This is a genomic window from uncultured Microbulbifer sp. (assembly GCF_947504145.1).
Lineage (GTDB): Bacteria > Pseudomonadota > Gammaproteobacteria > Pseudomonadales > Cellvibrionaceae > Microbulbifer.
On the sequence record NZ_CANNGQ010000005.1, the window covers coordinates 340699 to 358028 of the forward strand.

Consider the following 17330-nt stretch of genomic DNA (forward strand, 5'->3'; position numbering starts at 1 on the left):
ACCTCTGGTGAGATTCTGCGACCATACTCGGCCTGCGCGGAATCAGGCGCCGGAATAGATTTTAAATATGCATTGCCATACGCCATAAAAAGTACAAGTTAAAAAGGCAGGATTGTCAGGGAATGGAAGCAGCAGAAAGTGGATCCCCCGTTGCTGAAGTCACCGAGCGAGCGGGGAAACGATCCGGGAAAGGGGGGCCTGTCGATGACAGCTTTATGCTGGTTCCGCACGGTTACGAGCAGGGTGCGCGAACCCGGGTCTGGGTGGGGGCGCATGGCGAGCAGGCTGTCGATGGCTTGTGGTTGCGATGCGAACCGCTGGTTTCAGAGGCCGGTGATGAGCCCCCGGCCTCTGAGCCTGTTTGCCGGGATATTCCGTTACAGCTGGATCGCCAGGCCGAAGGACTCAGTTTTACTCTGGTGTCTGTACCTACCGCGCCCGGTTGCCACTACCGGCTATCGCTCTGGCGATCAGAAGATCGCGCGACGGGTGCTGCTACGGTATTGGCGCACGCTCGGTGCCGTGGCAAGCCGGATTCTCTCGATCAGGGCTTTAACATCTGGTACGGCACCTGCTTTTATCGCCACACGGATCACGGCGCGCTGACTGAAGCCTTCCACAGATTGCCCAGTCATTGCCGCCCGGATGTTTCTTTTCTCGGTGGCGATCAGGTGTACCTGGACACGGCCTATTCCAATCGCGGGCTGATTTTTACCCCGGGCTTCAGCACCGCCAATTTTTCCCCGTTACTGTTGCGCTCGCCCAAAAAAATCCGCCGCCTGCTGAACCGGATTTTTACCCGGGAATACCGGGAAACCTGGGCTGGAGCGCTGCGAAATCTGTTGAGCAGTGGCCATCACTATTTTCTCGCCGGTGATCACGAGTTCTGGAACGATTACCCCAATCCGCCCGGATTTCTGCCCACATTGTGGTCGGGAAAAGTCCGTGGTATCTGGAATGAGTGCGCACGCAAACTGTTCGACGCCTACCAGCTGCCCGAGGGAAAGACTTCCAGTGAATTTGAAGTTGGTGACGACCTGGGTGTTTTCGTGCTGGATACACGGCTGCAGCGAGGCCGTGGGCGCGATAGCCAGTTTACCGATCCCGCAACCATGCAGCGGCTGCAGGACTGGCTGAAAGCGCGGCGCACCCCCGGGGTGCTGGTGCTGCCGGCGCCGATTCTGACCCGCTGGCAGTTTCGGGGAGTGCGCTCGCTGCTGGTGAAATGGGGGTTGGGCGATCACACTCTGGCGGACACCGGGCAGTACGAGACGCTGGTGCGCGCGTTGAACGATTGCTCGCAGGATATTCTGATCCTGGCAGGAGACGTGCACTTCAGCCGTTTGGCCCGGTTTGAGTTGAATGGCAAGCAGGTGGTGGAGGTGGTTTCGTCACCGCTGTCCTGCCTGCCCAGTGCCGCGGCTGCAGCGAATGAAGAGCCGGGGTCTTTCCCGGACAGACCGGCCCCCGGCATTCGTGCACAAGTGGAGTACCTCAAAGCGGGCACCACCCGTCGGTACCGGCGCTCGGTCATCAGCAACAATAATTTTGTCACTCTGAATTTCACCCGTGCCGAAGCCGGTGTTGCAGTGAACGTGGTGTGCTGGAATATCAACGCGCGCAACGAACGCGGTGAGCTAATTCCCGACTGGCAGAGTCGGGGGCTGGTGTTGCGAGCGAGCTCGTGCGATCAAACTGAGCGAACGAACAAGAACGAAACACTCTCATGACCAGACAACTGTTTATTCTGCTCGGTCCAATACTCGCGGCCGGATTCTATTTTCTGTTGAAAGCGTTGGGCATGCCGTACTTGCCGGCGGTGACGGCGGCCATCACGATGCTGACGGTAATCTGGTGGGTTACCGAAGCCCTGCCGATCCCCGCTACTTCTATTGTGCCGTTCGTACTGCTGCCGCTGTTTGGGGTGGCGGATCACAAACTGGTGGCGTCGTCTTTCGGTAGCCATGTGATCCTGCTGTTAATGGGCGCGTTTATGTTGTCGAAAGCCCTGGAAAAAAGCGGAGCTCACGAACGGCTCGCACTGTATATGCTGAAGTTGGTGGGCATTTCCAGCGGCCGTCGGTTGGTGCTGGGGTTTATGTTGGCCGCGGGAATATTGAGTATGTGGATATCCAATACCGCCACTACTCTGATGATGCTGCCCATTGCCCTGGCGATTCTCGCGCGGGCCGATAACCACCGCTTGACCGTCGCACTGATCCTGGGGATTGCCTACGCGGCCAGCCTGGGCGGTGTGGGGAGTCCGCTCGGCACGCCGCCCAATGTTATTTTTATGGGGATTTACGAGGAAGTGACCGGTCGCGAATTCAGCTTTCTGAGCTGGATGAAGATTGGTTTGCCGGTCGCGCTGATTACCCTGCCCATTATGGCGCTGTGGCTGACGCGGGGTATCAAACTGACCCGGTCACTGGAGGCTCCTGTGGTGGGAGTCTGGCGAGCGGAAGAAGTTCGGACCCTGCTGGTATTCGGTATCGCCATCCTGTTCTGGGTAACCAGAAACGAGCCATTCGGCGGCTGGAGTGATTTATTGAATGTACCCGGTGCGGGAGACAGTACCGTGGCGATGGGTGCGGTCGTGCTGATGTTTTTGGTGCCGAATGGCAAGGGCGGGCGGCTGCTGGACTGGAAAACGGCGGAGAGTATTCCCTGGGGGATGCTGCTGCTGTTTGCCGGTGGTATCGCCATCGCCAAAGGATTTGCCGCATCCGGTCTCAGTGACATGATGGGGCAGGGACTCAATTTCCTCACTACCATGCCCCTGTGGCTGATGCTGATCCTGTTGTGCCTGTCGGTTACCTTCCTGACGGAAATCACCAGCAATACCGCTACCGCCACCTTGTTGATGCCGATTCTCGCCGTTGTGGCCAGCAGTGCCGGGTTCGACCCCATGGTGCTGATGATTCCCGCCGCCATGTGTGCCAGCTGTGCCTTTATGCTGCCAGTGGCCACGGCCCCCAATGCCATTGCCTACGGCACGGGCAAGGTGCGGATTCAGGAAATGGTGCGGGAAGGGGCGGTGCTGAGTGTGCTGGCATCGCTGATTATTGCCGGGGTGTGCTGGGTGATGCTGGTTTAGCGTGAACTTTGCCGGTTTATGATGATGAAAGTTGATGGGTTGGTGGTTTTTTGTTCTTCAGGTTGCCACTTTTTCGGGTTATTGCTCCGTCAAAATTGGGCGGGCGCCAATTTCTTGATCTAGTCCGCTGAATTGGGTTTCCTAGTCGGTTTCAGATAAACCGCGGAGGGACACTCAATAATGAAAAAACTATCCATACTGGCAGTGGCCGGCGTGCTGGCCGCCTGCTCGGGCGAATCTCCGGACCTGGCCGAACAGAAGGCAACCCAATCGATGAATGACGCTCAGGCCGAAGCTCAGAGCCCGGCAGCCGAGAAGGCCGCCCTGGTGTACCCGCAAACCCGAAAAGACGACGTGGTCGACAGCTACTTTGGCACCGAAGTGGTGGACCCGTACCGCTGGCTGGAAGACGACCGCAGTGAGGAAACCGAAGCCTGGGTCAAAGCCCAGAACAAGGTAACTTTCAGCTACCTGGACCAGATCCCATACCGCGACAACCTCAAACAGCGCCTGGAAAAGCTGTGGAACTACGAGAAAGTAGGTTCACCGTTTAAGGAAGGCGATTACACCTATTTCTACCGTAACGACGGACTGCAGAACCAGTACGTGGTGTGGCGCAAGAAAGGGGACGGTGAAGCGGAAGTGTTCCTCGATCCGAATACCTTCAGCGAAGATGGCACCACGTCTCTCGCCACCTTGAAATTTTCCAAAGACGGCTCCATCGCCGCCTATTCGGTTTCCGAAGGCGGCAGTGACTGGCGCAAGATTTACATCATTGACGCAGAAAGCAAAGAGCTGCTCGAAGAGCCCTTGGTCGACGTGAAGTTCTCCGGTATTTCCTGGAAGGGCAATGAAGGCTTTTATTATTCCAGCTACGACAAGCCGGAAGGCAGCGAGCTGTCGGCAAAAACTGATCAGCACAAGCTGTACTACCACAAGCTGGGGCAGGCCCAGTCTAAAGACGCTCTGGTTTTCGGTGGTTCTGAGGAAGAGAAGCGCCGTTATGTTTCTGGTTATGTAACCGAGGACGATCACTACCTGGTCATTTCCGGTGCCACATCCACCTCCGGCAACGACCTGTTTATCCGCGACCTCACCCAGGCGAACGCACCCTTGGTACAGGTGGTGGATGACTTCGAATCCGACACCTATGTGATCGATAACCAGGGTAGCAAGCTGTTTCTGGTGACCAACCGCAACGCGCCCAATAAAAAAGTCGTCACCGTGGATGCCGTTGATCCCGCGCCGGAAAACTGGCAGGACTTTATTGCGGAAACCGACAATGTGCTGACCGCCTCTACAGGTGGTGGCTACTTCTTCGCGGAGTACATGGTCGACGCTCTGTCGCGGGTGTACCAGTACGATTACAACGGCAAGCGCGTGCGTGAAATTTCCCTGCCCGGCCCGGGCAGTGTGTCGTCCCCCAGTGGCAAGCGCGAGGACAAAACCCTCTATTACTCCTTCACCAACTACAAAACCCCGTCCACTATTTTTGCCTTTGACGTGGATAAAGGTGCGTCTGATGTGTATCGCGAGTCAGGCGCGCAGTTTGACCCTTCTGGATATGAGTCCAGGCAGGTGTTTTTTACGTCCAAAGATGGCACCAAAGTGCCTATGCTGATTACCTATAAAAAAGGTCTGGAGCTGAATGGCAAAAATCCGACGATTCTCTATGGCTATGGCGGTTTCAATGTCAGCCTGACCCCGTCCTTCAGTATCGCCAATGCGGTATGGCTGGAGTTGGGCGGCGTTTACGCGGTGCCAAACCTGCGCGGTGGCGGTGAGTACGGCAAACGCTGGCACGATGCGGGCACCAAACTGCAGAAGCAGAATGTGTTCGACGACTTTATCGCAGCCGGTGAATACCTGATTGAAAACGGATATACCTCGAGCAATTATCTGGCCATTCGCGGTGGCTCCAATGGCGGCCTGCTGGTGGGTGCTGTCATGACCCAGCGCCCGGACCTGGTGAAAGTAGCACTGCCAGCAGTGGGCGTGATGGACATGCTGCGTTACCACACCTTTACTGCCGGCGCGGGCTGGGCCTACGACTACGGTACCGCCGAGCAGAGCGAGGAAATGTTCGAATACCTGAAAGGCTATTCTCCGGTACACAATGTGAAAGCCGGCATGAACTATCCGGCAACTCTGGTCACCACCGCCGATCACGACGACCGCGTAGTACCGGCACATTCGTTCAAGTTTGCCGCCGAACTGCAGAGCAAGCAGCAGGGTATGGCGCCGACACTGATTCGCATCGAGACCAATGCTGGTCACGGTGCCGGTACCCCGGTGTCCAAAACCATTGAACAGTACGCGGATATTTTCGGTTTTACCCTGTTCAATATGGGAGTCACCGAGTTGCCTGGCAGCTGACACCTCGAGGCTTCGAGCCTGAACTCAATGGATGAGTACAAAACCCGGCCGTCGCCGGGTTTTGTCATTTTTACGGCATCCTTTTCCGGCAGGATAAAGGCGGGGGTACCTCTCTGCCCTCGATTCGACATATGATGCGGAGTCAATCAAGTCCATGCTCAGATTCACCACTGCGCCCCGCGCAGAAAGCAGGCCTATGCCACTACAGATTCAACTCAATACACGCCCCTCAGTTCTGCCGCTTTACTTCCGTGCACTGACCGCGCGCAAGCCGGGGCAGCTGACTGGCAAGCGTGAAGCGGTCCTCGCTACCGTCAGCCTGCAACAGCAGTCGATCGATAGCGCGCATCTTAGGGACTACCGCGCGGTGTGTGGTTTTGCCGCCACATCCGCGGTCCCCACTACTTACCCCTTCGCGCTCGCCATGCCCTTACAGCTGAACCTGCTGGTGTCGAAGGCGTTTCCGTTCCCGGTGCTGGGGGTGGTGCATGTGCGCAACTGCATTCGCCAGCACCGGCCCCTGGGTGAGGATGAACAGCTGGATATACAGTGCGACCTGATGGCGCCAGTACCGGTAAAACGGGGCTACGAGTTTGAGCTGGTCACTCGGGTACACGTGGCTGGGGAACTGGTGTGGGAATGTGCGAGTACCCTGTTGAGTCGCGTCAGGCAGGCGGAGACGGGTACATCTGGCCCTCGCCCGCGCGCTCAGGATGCGAGCGCGTGCAAGGAGTCCGGTGACATTCGCTCACTTAAATGGGAGCTCGCGGCGGATATCGGCCGCCGTTACGCGCGGGTTTCCGGCGATCGAAACCCTATCCATCTGTATGCGTCGACCGCCAGGCTGTTTGGTTTCCCGCGTGCGATCGCCCACGGCATGTGGCTGAAAGCGCACTGTCTGGCCTCGCTGGAGGGGGCTGTGGCCGAGGCCTCGCTGCCGGAGGCCTTCGAGTTCCATGTTGAATTCAAAAAGCCGGTATTGCTGCCATCGCCAGTGACCCTGCAATACCATTCACTTGAGTCGGGGCTGCGCTTCAACCTGATGGACGGCACCGGAAAACGTGTGCATTTGAACGGGCGAATTACGTGTCTCTAGACATCGAGCCATTGGTTTACCCGGAGTGAATGCGACTTGGTGTGGACCTGGCTGAAATTCAGAGTGTTAAAGAATAAGAGCGCATTTGCAGTAAGGAGAAACGGTGGATTCAGAGATCCAGCAGTTGGCAGAACAACTCGGTGAAGTCCTACTGGACCTTGGGTGGAAGGCGACCGCGGCGGAGTCCTGTACCGGCGGTGCCATCGCCGCGGCGATGACTTCAGTGGCGGGGGCTTCCGCCTGGTTTGACGGCTCGGTGGTTTCCTATGCCGATCGTATCAAGCGGGATTTTCTCGGTGTGGATCAGCGAGACCTGGATACCTTCGGTGCCGTCAGTGAGGCCGTGGTGCGCCAGATGGCAGTGGGTGCACTCAATCGCCTGGATGCCAACCTGTCGGTGGCGGTGAGCGGCATCGCCGGGCCAGATGGCGGCAGCGATGAAAAGCCGGTTGGCACTGTGTGGATCGGCTGGGCCCACGGCAAGGGGCAGGAGCCGGTGCAGGCCGACGCGCGCCTGCTGCAATTCGACGGAGACCGCGCGCAGATCCAGCTGCAGACGGTGCGGGAGGCGCTCACAGGAATGTTGGCGATCGCCAGTTCCCACTGTAAAACCTGAGCTCAATAAGGCACAGATGTACCTCTTGAACCCGGTGTTCTGAGGATCCTCCCGGTACCGACCATCAATTCCGGATTACTGGTTGCTTATACAGTAATTTTTCTCTAAGCTCCCTCCCATAAGCAAACTTCAAGCACACGGGAAGGGTCATGGATTCCAACAAAGACAAGGCTTTACAGGCGGCGCTGTCACAGATCGAGCGCCAGTTCGGCAAGGGCACCGTCATGCGCATGGGGGATAAAGAGCGCGTGCGCATCCCCGCGATTTCCACCGGCTCCCTGGGTCTGGATGTGGCGCTGGGTATTGGCGGCCTGCCCCGCGGGCGTATTGTTGAGATCTATGGGCCTGAGTCCTCCGGTAAAACCACCCTTACTCTGCAGGTTATTGCCGAAGCCCAGCGCAAAGGCGGCACCTGTGCCTTTGTGGACGCGGAGCACGCACTGGACCCGATTTACGCCGAAAAGCTGGGTGTCAATGTAGACGAGCTGATCGTATCCCAGCCGGATACCGGTGAGCAGGCGCTGGAAGTGGCCGACATGCTGGTGCGCTCTGGCGCCGTCGACGTACTGGTAGTGGACTCCGTGGCGGCGCTGACACCGCGCGCCGAGATCGAAGGCGAGATGGGTGATTCCCACGTGGGCCTGCAGGCGCGTCTGATGTCTCAGGCGCTGCGCAAGCTGACCGGCAACATCAAAAATACCAATACCCTGTGTGTGTTCATCAACCAGATTCGTATGAAAATTGGCGTGATGTTCGGCTCCCCGGAGACCACCACTGGTGGTAACGCGCTCAAGTTCTACTCGTCTGTCCGTCTGGATATCCGCCGTATCGGTGCGGTGAAGGAAGGCGATGAAGTGGTTGGTAACGAGACCCGGGTCAAAGTGGTCAAGAACAAGGTGGCGCCGCCGTTCAAGCAGACCGAATTCCAGATCATGTACGGCGAGGGTATCAACCTGCTGGGTGAGATCATCGACTACGGCGTGAAAATGGGTCTGGTGGATAAAGCCGGTGCCTGGTACAGCTACAAGGGTGAAAAGATCGGCCAAGGCAAGGCGAACTCGGTGAAGTTCCTCAAGGAAAATACGGATATCCGTGAAGAGATCGAATCCCAGTTGCGTGCCCAGCTACTGGGCGATGTCGTGGCTGCGAAGCCAGAAGAAGTGGAAACCGCGGAAGACTGATCTTGTCTTTTCCCGACGACAAATCCGGTAGCCAGCCCCCCTGGCTGCCGGACTCTCTGTCTCAAGCTGCCCAATCCCTGGGTACATCCAGCGCTATCGAGCCTCCCCGAGAATCCGCTGATGCGTTTCAGGCGCTGTTTACCCATGCGTTAGACTTGCTTTCCCGTCGCGAACACTCCTGCCACGAACTGCGCCAGAAATTGGGTAAAAAACATCCGCTCGGTGACTTTGATGCAGTGTTGCTGCGCCTTCAGGAGCTCAATTACCAGTCTGATCAGCGGTTCGCTGAGGTGTTCTGCCGTTCCCGCGTGCAGCGAGGGCAGGGGCCATTGCGTATCCGTCAGGAGCTCCAGTTGCGCGGTATTCCATCGCCGCTGCTGCAGGCGACGATGGATCAACTGCAGGAAGAGGTGGACTGGTTTGAGCTTGCCCTGGAGCAACTGCAGCGTAAGTTTCGTCGCCCCATCGACCCTGCGCTGGACCGGCTGAAGCAGGCCAAAGAGCGCGCCCGCCGCCAGCGTTACCTGGCCTACCGGGGATTTTTCGGTGATGCCATTCAGTACGCCATTGCTGAGTTGGACGCCGCGGACAACTGCGAATCGGGTGCTGATACGGGCTTCTAGAGAGGGTATATACTGGCTGGAGAATAAACCGCCTGCCCAACCCAAAATGCGGCGGGAAAAACGAAAGTGAGTCGCGATGATTCTCTCTATCGACCAGGGTACAACCGGTACCACGGCGCTTGTCTTTGATGCGGACGGCCGCTTGCACGGTCGCAGCTATTCCGAATTTCCCCAGTACTACCCCCGTCCCGGTTGGGTGGAGCACGATGCCGAAGAAATCTGGCAGGTAACCCTCAAAGTCTGCGCCGCTGCCCTGCAGCGTGCTGGCGTGGAGGCTCGGGAACTGCGTGCACTGGGCATTACCAACCAGCGGGAAACCACCGTTCTGTGGGATCGTCGCACCGGGAAGCCGGTACACCGGGCCATTGTCTGGCAGTGTCGTCGCTCGGCTGGTATCTGCCGCGCGCTGCGGGAAGCCGGTGCCGAATCCATGGTGCGGGCAAAGACCGGGTTGCTGCTTGACGCCTATTTCTCCGCAAGCAAACTGCGCTGGATTTTCCAGCAATCGCCGGACCTGCATCGTCAGGCCGTGGCCGGAGAGTTGTGTTTCGGCACCGTGGACAGCTGGTTGATCTGGCAGCTGACCGGGGGCAGGTCCCACCTGACTGACCATACCAATGCCAGCAGAACCCTGCTGTACGACCTGGACCGGCGCCAGTGGGACGGTGAACTCCTGAAACTATTCGACTGCCCGTCGTCGATTCTTCCAGAAATCCGCCCATCGGCAGGGATATTTGCAACTACCGACCCGGGTGTGTTTCTCGGTGCTGAAGTTCCCATTACTGGCGTTGCCGGTGACCAGCAGGCGGCCCTCTACGGTCAGGGCTGTGTGGCGCCCGGTAGTCTGAAAAACACCTACGGAACCGGGTGTTTCATGCTGGCCTGCGCGGGTTCCCGGCGGCCACTGGTTCCAGAGGGGTTGCTCACTACCATCGCCTGCGACCCCGCCGGGCTTCCCCAATTTGCGATTGAAGGTTCCGTGTTCAATGGCGGCGCGGCAGTGCAGTGGCTGCGGGATGATTTGGGGGTCATCCAACAGGCGGCAGAAACCGAGCAGATCGCTCAGGGCATTCCCGATACCCGGGGTGTGTATCTGGTGCCAGCCTTCAGTGGGCTGGGCGCGCCGCACTGGGATGCGGATGCCCGCGGGTCTATCTTCGGCCTCACCCGGGGTGCCGGGCGCGTCGAAATTGTGCGTGCGACTCTCGAGTCGATCGCGTTTCAGAGTCACGAGCTGGCGCAGCTGATGGGCCAGGCACTGGACGTAGATCTGCAGTGTCTGCGGGTGGATGGCGGCGCCAGTGCCAACAACTTTCTGATGCAGTTCCAGGCGGATATTTCCCGCCTGCGTGTGGAGCGGCCCCGCCAGATCGAAACTACCGCCGTGGGTGCGGCCCTGCTGGCCGGGATTGGTGCCGGTGTCTGGCCGCACGATGCATTGCCGGAATCACTGGTAGACGTGGAGCAGGACTTCCTGCCGCAGATGGGGGAATTGCAGCGCCGCGAATTGCTAGAGGGGTGGGGGCGCGCTGTGACGTCCTGTCGATCCTTTCGAGGGAGCCAGTAGAACCGTCCGGGGCGAGAAAGTTGCTGGCGCAGGAGCGTCATTCGTTGTAAAAACTAACGGATAGCAGGCCCGTAATACTTCGATCACATTGAAGTGGCAGAATCCCTGAATAACCATAAGAACAGGAAAACGCCATGTATTTTGAATCCCGCGGTATCCGTTTGCACTATCGTCGCTGGTGGGTGGAGAGTGCTCTTGGGGTGGTGGTGGTCTCCCATGGCCTGGGAGAGCACAGCGGCCGCTACCGCATGCTGGCGCGCGCTCTCAACGCCCAGGGTTACAGCGTTTATGCGCTGGATCATTTCGGCCACGGCCAATCCCCCGGGCGCCGGGGAGATATCGAAAAGTTCAGCTTCTACTCCGAAGACCTCAGTCATTTCATTCGCCTTGTACGCCACGAGAATCCGGAGCAGTCGATCCACCTGCTGGGTCACAGTATGGGTGGCGTGATCGCCTGCTCAACCTTGTTCTCGACAGAGTTCGACTCTGCGGTAGATAGTCTGATTCTCTCGGCGCCGGCGCTCACGGGAAGCAACGAGCCGGGGGCCCTGGAGTTGGGGTTGATACGCTTGCTGGCTCGGGTATGCCCGGGACTTTCGTTGTCCAATAGGCTCGAACCGTCGTGGATCTGTCGCGATCCTGAAGTGGTGCGGGATTATTGCGCCGACGACCTGGTGCACAATCGGATCACGCCGCGCTGGTTCCTCGGCTACCGGGAGGCCCGTGAGCAGCTACTGGCACATCCCGAGGCAATTCCCGCTCCATCACTGATGCTGCTGCCAGAGGGTGACCGACTGGTGGATCCCGCTGTCAGTCGTCAGTGGCAAGCGCAACTGGAGGGCGATGGGCATCAATTGAACGTTTTTGCCGAGGCCTACCACGAGGTTTTGAACGAACCGGATGTGGCGGAGCAGGCGCTGGTTTCTCTACTGGATCATTTGAGCGCACATACCCCTTCTGCGGCCCAGGGCGTCCTGCCCGAGCGCCGTCGCGCCGGCGCCTGAGCTCCAGCCATCTGTCGGACCGATGGAAATCGGTCTGCCCCCCGAGTTTGCGGCGGTCGGAATTGTTCTGACAGCCGTGAAAACCCCCACAAAGCGTTGTACCATACGCGGTCATTTTTGACCTGCAGCCCAGCGATGACGGGCTGCCGGCTTATGCAGAGTGAATCATGGACAAAAAACTATTGAGTTTGCTGGTCTGTCCGGTCAGCAAGGCGCCGCTGGAGTATCGTGAAGAATCACAGGAACTGGTGTGCAAGGCCAGTGGCCTGGCCTACCCGGTGCGCGATGGCATTCCCGTGATGCTGGAATCCGAGGCGCGGCAGCTGACGGTTGACGAGAAGCTGGAAAAGTAACCAGGCAATAGCTCGGGACCTGGTCGCAGAGGGGGTTCCGGGGCGCGGAAGGTGGATGTGAATATGGAAGAAGAGCGCAGTATTTTCACTCGTATCATGGAGGGGGAGGTACCGAGCGAGCTCCTCTACGAGGATGAGCAGTGCATTGTCATCGAGGACCGGGCCCCGCAGGCGCCCACCCATCTGCTGATCATTCCCCGTAAACCTCTGGTCAACGTGGCGGACGCTAAGCAGGAAGATGTGCCACTGCTGGGGCACCTGATGTGGGTGGCCTCAATGCTGGCGCGGCGGCTGCAGCTGGAAAATGGTTTCCGGTTGGTGGTCAACAACGGCCGTGAGGCGGGGCAGACCGTATTTCATCTGCATATCCATTTGCTGGCCCAGCGCAAAATGCCCGAGGCTGGCCTTGCGGAAGACCTGCAGGTTTGAACACTGGCGGCGCACTCTCTGCGCCGAAACAAATTTTTTCTGATGATGTGGAAGTTGGCTGAATGAAGAGCGCACAGATACGCGAAGCATTTCTCAATTATTTTGCCGAGCAGGGGCACACCCGTGTCGCCTCCAGTTCGCTGGTGCCGGGGAACGACCCCACGCTGTTATTCACCAACGCCGGTATGGTGCAGTTCAAGGATACGTTTCTCGGGCAGGAGTCGCGCCCGTACCTGCGCGCCACCAGCTCCCAGCGCTGTGTACGCGCTGGCGGCAAACACAATGATCTGGAAAACGTCGGTTATACCGCACGTCACCACACGTTTTTCGAGATGTTGGGCAATTTCAGCTTTGGCGACTACTTCAAGCGAGAGGCCATCCAGTTTGCCTGGCAGTTTCTAACGGAGGTAATGAAGCTTCCTCAGGAGCGCCTGTGGGTGACCGTGCACATCAGTGATGATGAAGCGGCAGATATCTGGCTGAAAGAAGTCGGCGTTAGTGCCGATCGCTTCTCGCGTCTCGACGAAGACAATTTCTGGCAGATGGGCGACACCGGTCCCTGCGGCCCCAGCTCTGAAATTTTCTACGACCACGGTGAAGATGTGCCCGGGGGGCCGCCTGGATCCGAGAATGACGATCTCGATCGCTATATCGAAATCTGGAATCTGGTCTTCATGCAGTTCGAGCGCTCCGCCGATGGCGAGTTGCACCCGCTGCCAAAACCTTCCGTCGATACCGGTATGGGGCTCGAGCGCATCGCTGCGGTGATGCAAGGCGTCCATTCCAACTACGAGATTGACCTGTTCCAGGCGCTGCTCAATGCAGCAGGCGAGGTTGTCGGGTGTGGGAACACCGAGGAGAAATCTCTCCGCGTCATCGCCGATCATATCCGCTCCTGCTCCTTCCTGATTGCCGACGGCGTTATGCCGTCCAATGAGGGCCGCGGCTTTGTATTGCGCCGGATTATCCGTCGCGCAGTACGCCACGGGCACAAACTCGGCCACCAGGAAATTTTCTTCCATAAGCTGGTCGCGTCACTGGTAGAGCAGATGGGAGAGGCCTACCCGGAGCTCCGTGAAAAGCAGTCCATTATCGAAAATGCACTGCGTAAAGAAGAGGAGCAGTTTGCTAAAACTCTGGACAAGGGGCTGGCGCTGCTGGATGACGCACTGGCTTCTCTTGAGGGCACCGAAGTACCCGGGGAGTTGGTGTTTACACTTCACGACACCTATGGCTTCCCGACCGACCTGACTCAGGATATCGCCCGGGAGCGTGAGCTCACCCTGGATATGGCTGGTTATGAGCAAGCCATGAGCGCCCAGCGTGAACGCGCCCGCGCTGCCGGTAAATTCAAGCAGGATTACACCGATAATCTCGAGCTCGACGGCAGCACTGAATTTCTGGGCTACACCAGCACCGAGGCGACGGGCAAGGTGGTTGCCATTGTCAGAGATGGTGAGCTGGTTGAGTCCCTGGAAGAGGGTGAATCTGGCGCGGTTGTACTGGACCGCACGCCTTTCTATGCGGAGTCTGGTGGCCAGGTTGGCGATAGCGGTTATCTGCAGGCTGGCGGCGGCCGGTTTGAAGTGGCGGACTGTGTGAAGCTCGGCAATCACCATCTACACCAGGGTAAGTTACTGTCGGGTCGCGTGTCTGTTGGTGAAGAAGTTACGTCGGAAGTGGCTGACGATGTACGGCAGTCCATCGCGCTCAACCACTCTGCCACGCATCTGTTGCACGCCGCGCTGCGCAAGGTGCTGGGCGAGCACGTGACTCAGAAGGGGTCGCTGGTGGATTCCGAGCGCCTGCGTTTCGACTTCTCCCATCCAGAAGCCGTCACGGCCAAGCAATTGCGAGCCATTGAGGCCTTGGTGAACACTCAGGTTCGAGCCAACACCCCGGTAGAAATCGAGGAAACGGATATCGAAACCGCCAAGGCCAAGGGCGCCATGGCGCTGTTTGGTGAGAAGTATGGCGACACCGTAAGAGTGCTCTCCATGGGCGAGCGCGCCGAGAGTGGTACCTTTTCCGTGGAGCTCTGCGGGGGCACCCACGTCAATCGCACCGGTGATATCGGCCTCCTGCGCATAATTGGGGAGAGTGGCATCGCCTCTGGCCAACGTCGTATTGAAGCGGTGACCGGGGCGCACGCGCTGGCGCTGTTTGATCAGGCGCAGCAAAGGCTGGATCACGCTGCCGCGGTGCTGAAGGCGCGCCCGGATACCCTCGCCGAAAAGGTTGAGCAGCTGCTGGCCAACAACCGCAAGCTGGAAAAAGAAGTCGCACAATTGAAAACACGTCTCGCCAGTGGGGCGGGGGGTGACCTGACAACTCAGGCGGTTGAGGTTGACGGTGTTAAGGTTCTGGCTGCCTCCATTGATGGCGCTGACCCCAAATCTTTGCGCGACCTGGCAGACCAGATGAAGAACAAGCTGGGTAGTGGCATTGTCCTTCTGGCAGCACCGGGTGACGATAAGGTTGCCCTGGTTGCGGCGGTAACCAAGGATCTGACCAAGCGCTTGGCAGCGGGAGACCTGATGCGCTTTGCTGCCGGCGAGCTCGGTGGTAAAGGTGGTGGCCGCCCGGATATGGCCCAGGGTGGCGGTACTGACCTGGAGTCCTTGCCGGACGTGTTGAAAACCGTGCCTGACTGGGTAAAAAATAATATCAAATGAAACTGCTAGCGGATTATGTCGACAAATCGTGAACTGTCGGCGTCAACTCGGCGAAATTTGTGCGTTTTCAGTTGATTTGCCCTTGGTTTGGTGATTTAGTGCGCGACGCGCGCGTCAGCGCACTTGGGCAGTAAGGAACACTAGAGCGATGAGTTTGTTCGTGCAGAAATACGGTGGCACCTCGGTAGGCTCCATTGAGCGTATCGAGGCGGTGGCCGACAAAGTGGCCGGCTTTCGGGCTCAGGGTCACGATATGGTGGTGGTGCTCTCCGCGATGAGCGGCGAGACCAATCGTCTGATCGGCCTGGCAAGTCAGATCCAGGAACACCCGGACCCCCGTGAGATGGATGTGCTGGTTTCTACCGGCGAGCAGGTGACGATAGCGCTGTTGAGTATGGCGCTTAAAAAGCGTGGTTATGACGCCTGTTCATACACAGGTGGCCAGGTAAAGATCCTCACCGATAACTCCCACACCAAGGCGCGTATCCAGCGCATTGATGTGGAGCGGATGCGCCGTGACCTGGATGCCGGCAAAGTAGTCGTTGTGGCGGGTTTTCAGGGGGTCGATGACGACGGCAATATCACCACCTTGGGGCGCGGCGGTTCAGATACCACGGGCGTGGCACTGGCGGCCGCTCTGAGTGCGACCGAGTGCCAGATTTACACCGATGTCGATGGTGTCTACACCACCGACCCGCGTGTGGTAGATAGTGCCCGTCGTCTTGAGCGCATTACCTTTGAGGAAATGCTGGAAATGGCGAGCCTTGGCTCCAAGGTGTTGCAGATCCGGGCGGTCGAGTTCGCCGGTAAGTATAAAGTGCCCCTGCGTGTGCTCTCCACGTTTGAAGAGGGTGAGGGCACACTGATTAGTCTTGATGAGGAAGACAACGAGATGGAACAGCCTGTAGTCTCCGGCATTGCGTTCAACCGCGACGAGGCAAAACTGACAATTCGCGGCGTCCCGGACACCCCTGGTGTTGCCTGTCGTATTTTGGCCCCGGTGGGGCAAGAGAACATTGAAGTTGACGTAATTGTCCAAAACATCAGCGCGATTGATGGCACAACTGACTTCACCTTCACCGTCCATCGCAACGACTTGAGTAAGGCGCGCGGTGTTCTCGAGCGCGTGGCAGCCGAGCTGGGCGCTCGGGAAGTGGTATCTGACGACAAGATCGCCAAGGTGTCCATTGTGGGCGTAGGTATGCGTTCGCACGCCAATGTGGCATCGCGGATGTTTGAGGCGCTGGGTGAAGACAATATCAACATCCAGATGATCACCACGTCTGAAATCAAGATTTCAGTAATTATCGACGAGCGTTACCTGGAGCTGGCTGTACGCGCATTGCACAGCGCGTTTGAGCTTTCCGAGGCCAAGGTGGCGGGATAACTATAACCAGAGTGATGGATGCCGCCAGCGATCATAGCAATTCGGTTGTCTGGCGTGTGGTGCGACCTATTGAGATTTTCAGCGACTGGACGATACTGAATAAAGTGACGGACAAGATTCCCGGTTTGAAGCGTTCTCGGGTTATTATGACTCAAGGCGCGCGCCAGGGATAACCGGTCGTGCCAAATCACAGGATGATCAAGGAGAAGTAGGTAATGTTGATTTTAACCCGCCGTATCGGTGAAACACTGATGGTTGGTGACAATGTGACGGTTACCGTATTGGGTGTGAAAGGCAACCAGGTACGAATCGGGGTCAATGCACCGAAGGAAGTTGCGGTTCACCGTGAGGAAATCTATCAGCGTATCCAGCGCGAGAAGCAGTCCTCCGATGACGGAAGTGCAGACTGACAGTAATCGATCAGAAAGGGCCGCATCGCGGCCCTTTTTTGTGCCTGTATGATTTGTGGACGATCCTCAAGAAAACGCAAAAAGTTATTGATTCCCCATTGATTTTTACCTCGCCGTTGGTATGATGCCGCTCACTTTCAGCAGCCAAGACCAAGTCTTAAACGCTGTTGTTGTCCTGAGAAGTAAGATCGGATCAGGGCGTAAAAGTTATCCGGTGAGGTGGCCGAGTGGCTGAAGGCGCGCCCCTGCTAAGGGCGTATGGGGTTAAACTCATCGAGGGTTCGAATCCCTCCCTCACCGCCATCTATAAAACACTCTCAAATGAGGGTGTTTTTTTATGGGTAAGCGTCAGGTTTTTGGCGTTTACTCTGGCGGCAGCGGAGTGTTGTCGAGCTGGTAAAAAGTTTGAAAAAACCGCTTGCCAGTCATCGGGATGCTCCGTATAGTTCGCGCCCTCGCTGCTTGAGCGGCAACGCAAAGCGCAGCGAGATGGCAAGATAAGCGATTGATTTTCAA

General features: G+C 57.8%; 15 protein-coding genes and 1 tRNA gene. 15 read left to right on the plus strand and 1 reads right to left on the minus strand.

The annotated features are described in order from the left end of the window. The first annotated feature begins 122 nt into the window (after positions 1–122). The 15 genes from Q1A74_RS17175 (at position 123) to Q1A74_RS17245 (ending at position 17117) form a co-directional block, all read left to right on the plus strand. Positions 123–1730 carry a hypothetical protein gene (locus Q1A74_RS17175; RefSeq protein WP_299599242.1) on the plus strand — a complete coding sequence of 536 codons (1608 nt, stop codon included), beginning with the start codon at positions 123–125 and terminating at the stop codon, positions 1728–1730. Then, positions 1727–3097, plus strand: a complete 1371-nt coding sequence (locus Q1A74_RS17180; RefSeq protein WP_299599244.1) for an SLC13 family permease — start codon at positions 1727–1729, stop codon at positions 3095–3097. Before Q1A74_RS17175 ends, Q1A74_RS17180 begins: the two co-directional genes overlap by 4 nt. 180 nt (positions 3098–3277) lie before the next feature. After that, positions 3278–5473: a prolyl oligopeptidase family serine peptidase gene (locus tag Q1A74_RS17185; RefSeq protein ID WP_299599246.1), complete on the plus strand. Its 2196-nt coding sequence runs from the start codon at positions 3278–3280 to the stop codon at positions 5471–5473. Between the two features lie 196 nt (positions 5474–5669). Then, a complete protein-coding gene (locus Q1A74_RS17190; RefSeq protein WP_299599248.1) occupies positions 5670–6569 on the plus strand; it encodes a MaoC/PaaZ C-terminal domain-containing protein in 900 nt (299 codons plus the stop codon). Positions 6570–6672: 103 nt separating this feature from the next. Further along, the gene (locus tag Q1A74_RS17195; RefSeq protein ID WP_299599250.1) at positions 6673–7185 is read left to right on the plus strand and encodes a CinA family protein; all 513 of its coding nucleotides are present in this window, start codon (positions 6673–6675) and stop codon (positions 7183–7185) included. 149 nt (positions 7186–7334) lie between these two features. Further along, on the plus strand, positions 7335–8366 hold the full coding sequence (recA, locus tag Q1A74_RS17200) for a recombinase RecA (RefSeq protein WP_299599252.1): 1032 nt from the start codon (positions 7335–7337) through the stop codon (positions 8364–8366). Positions 8367–8368: 2 nt separating this feature from the next. After that, the gene (locus Q1A74_RS17205; protein ID WP_299599254.1) at positions 8369–8989 is read left to right on the plus strand and encodes a regulatory protein RecX; all 621 of its coding nucleotides are present in this window, start codon (positions 8369–8371) and stop codon (positions 8987–8989) included. A gap of 76 nt (positions 8990–9065) precedes the next feature. After that, positions 9066–10556 (plus strand): glycerol kinase GlpK, encoded by a 1491-nt coding sequence (gene glpK / locus Q1A74_RS17210; protein ID WP_299599256.1) that lies wholly within the window; start codon positions 9066–9068, stop codon positions 10554–10556. Positions 10557–10690: 134 nt separating this feature from the next. After that, positions 10691–11560 carry an alpha/beta hydrolase gene (locus Q1A74_RS17215; protein ID WP_299599258.1) on the plus strand — a complete coding sequence of 290 codons (870 nt, stop codon included), beginning with the start codon at positions 10691–10693 and terminating at the stop codon, positions 11558–11560. 164 nt (positions 11561–11724) lie between these two features. Then, positions 11725–11913 (plus strand): Trm112 family protein, encoded by a 189-nt coding sequence (locus Q1A74_RS17220; protein ID WP_226705141.1) that lies wholly within the window; start codon positions 11725–11727, stop codon positions 11911–11913. A gap of 63 nt (positions 11914–11976) precedes the next feature. After that, a complete protein-coding gene (locus Q1A74_RS17225; RefSeq protein ID WP_299599284.1) occupies positions 11977–12342 on the plus strand; it encodes a histidine triad nucleotide-binding protein in 366 nt (121 codons plus the stop codon). A gap of 62 nt (positions 12343–12404) precedes the next feature. Next, positions 12405–15017 (plus strand): alanine--tRNA ligase, encoded by a 2613-nt coding sequence (alaS, locus tag Q1A74_RS17230; protein ID WP_299599260.1) that lies wholly within the window; start codon positions 12405–12407, stop codon positions 15015–15017. Between the two features lie 148 nt (positions 15018–15165). Beyond that, a complete protein-coding gene (locus Q1A74_RS17235) occupies positions 15166–16404 on the plus strand; it encodes an aspartate kinase (RefSeq protein WP_299599262.1) in 1239 nt (412 codons plus the stop codon). A gap of 215 nt (positions 16405–16619) precedes the next feature. Further along, the gene (gene csrA, locus Q1A74_RS17240; RefSeq protein ID WP_226705137.1) at positions 16620–16814 is read left to right on the plus strand and encodes a carbon storage regulator CsrA; all 195 of its coding nucleotides are present in this window, start codon (positions 16620–16622) and stop codon (positions 16812–16814) included. Between the two features lie 213 nt (positions 16815–17027). Further along, a tRNA-Ser gene (locus Q1A74_RS17245) sits at positions 17028–17117 on the plus strand. 1 nt (position 17118) lies between these two features. Here Q1A74_RS17245 and Q1A74_RS17250 read toward each other — a convergent pair. Further along, positions 17119–17330: hypothetical protein (locus tag Q1A74_RS17250; protein ID WP_299599269.1), on the minus strand; the 212-nt coding region annotated here is incomplete at its 5' end.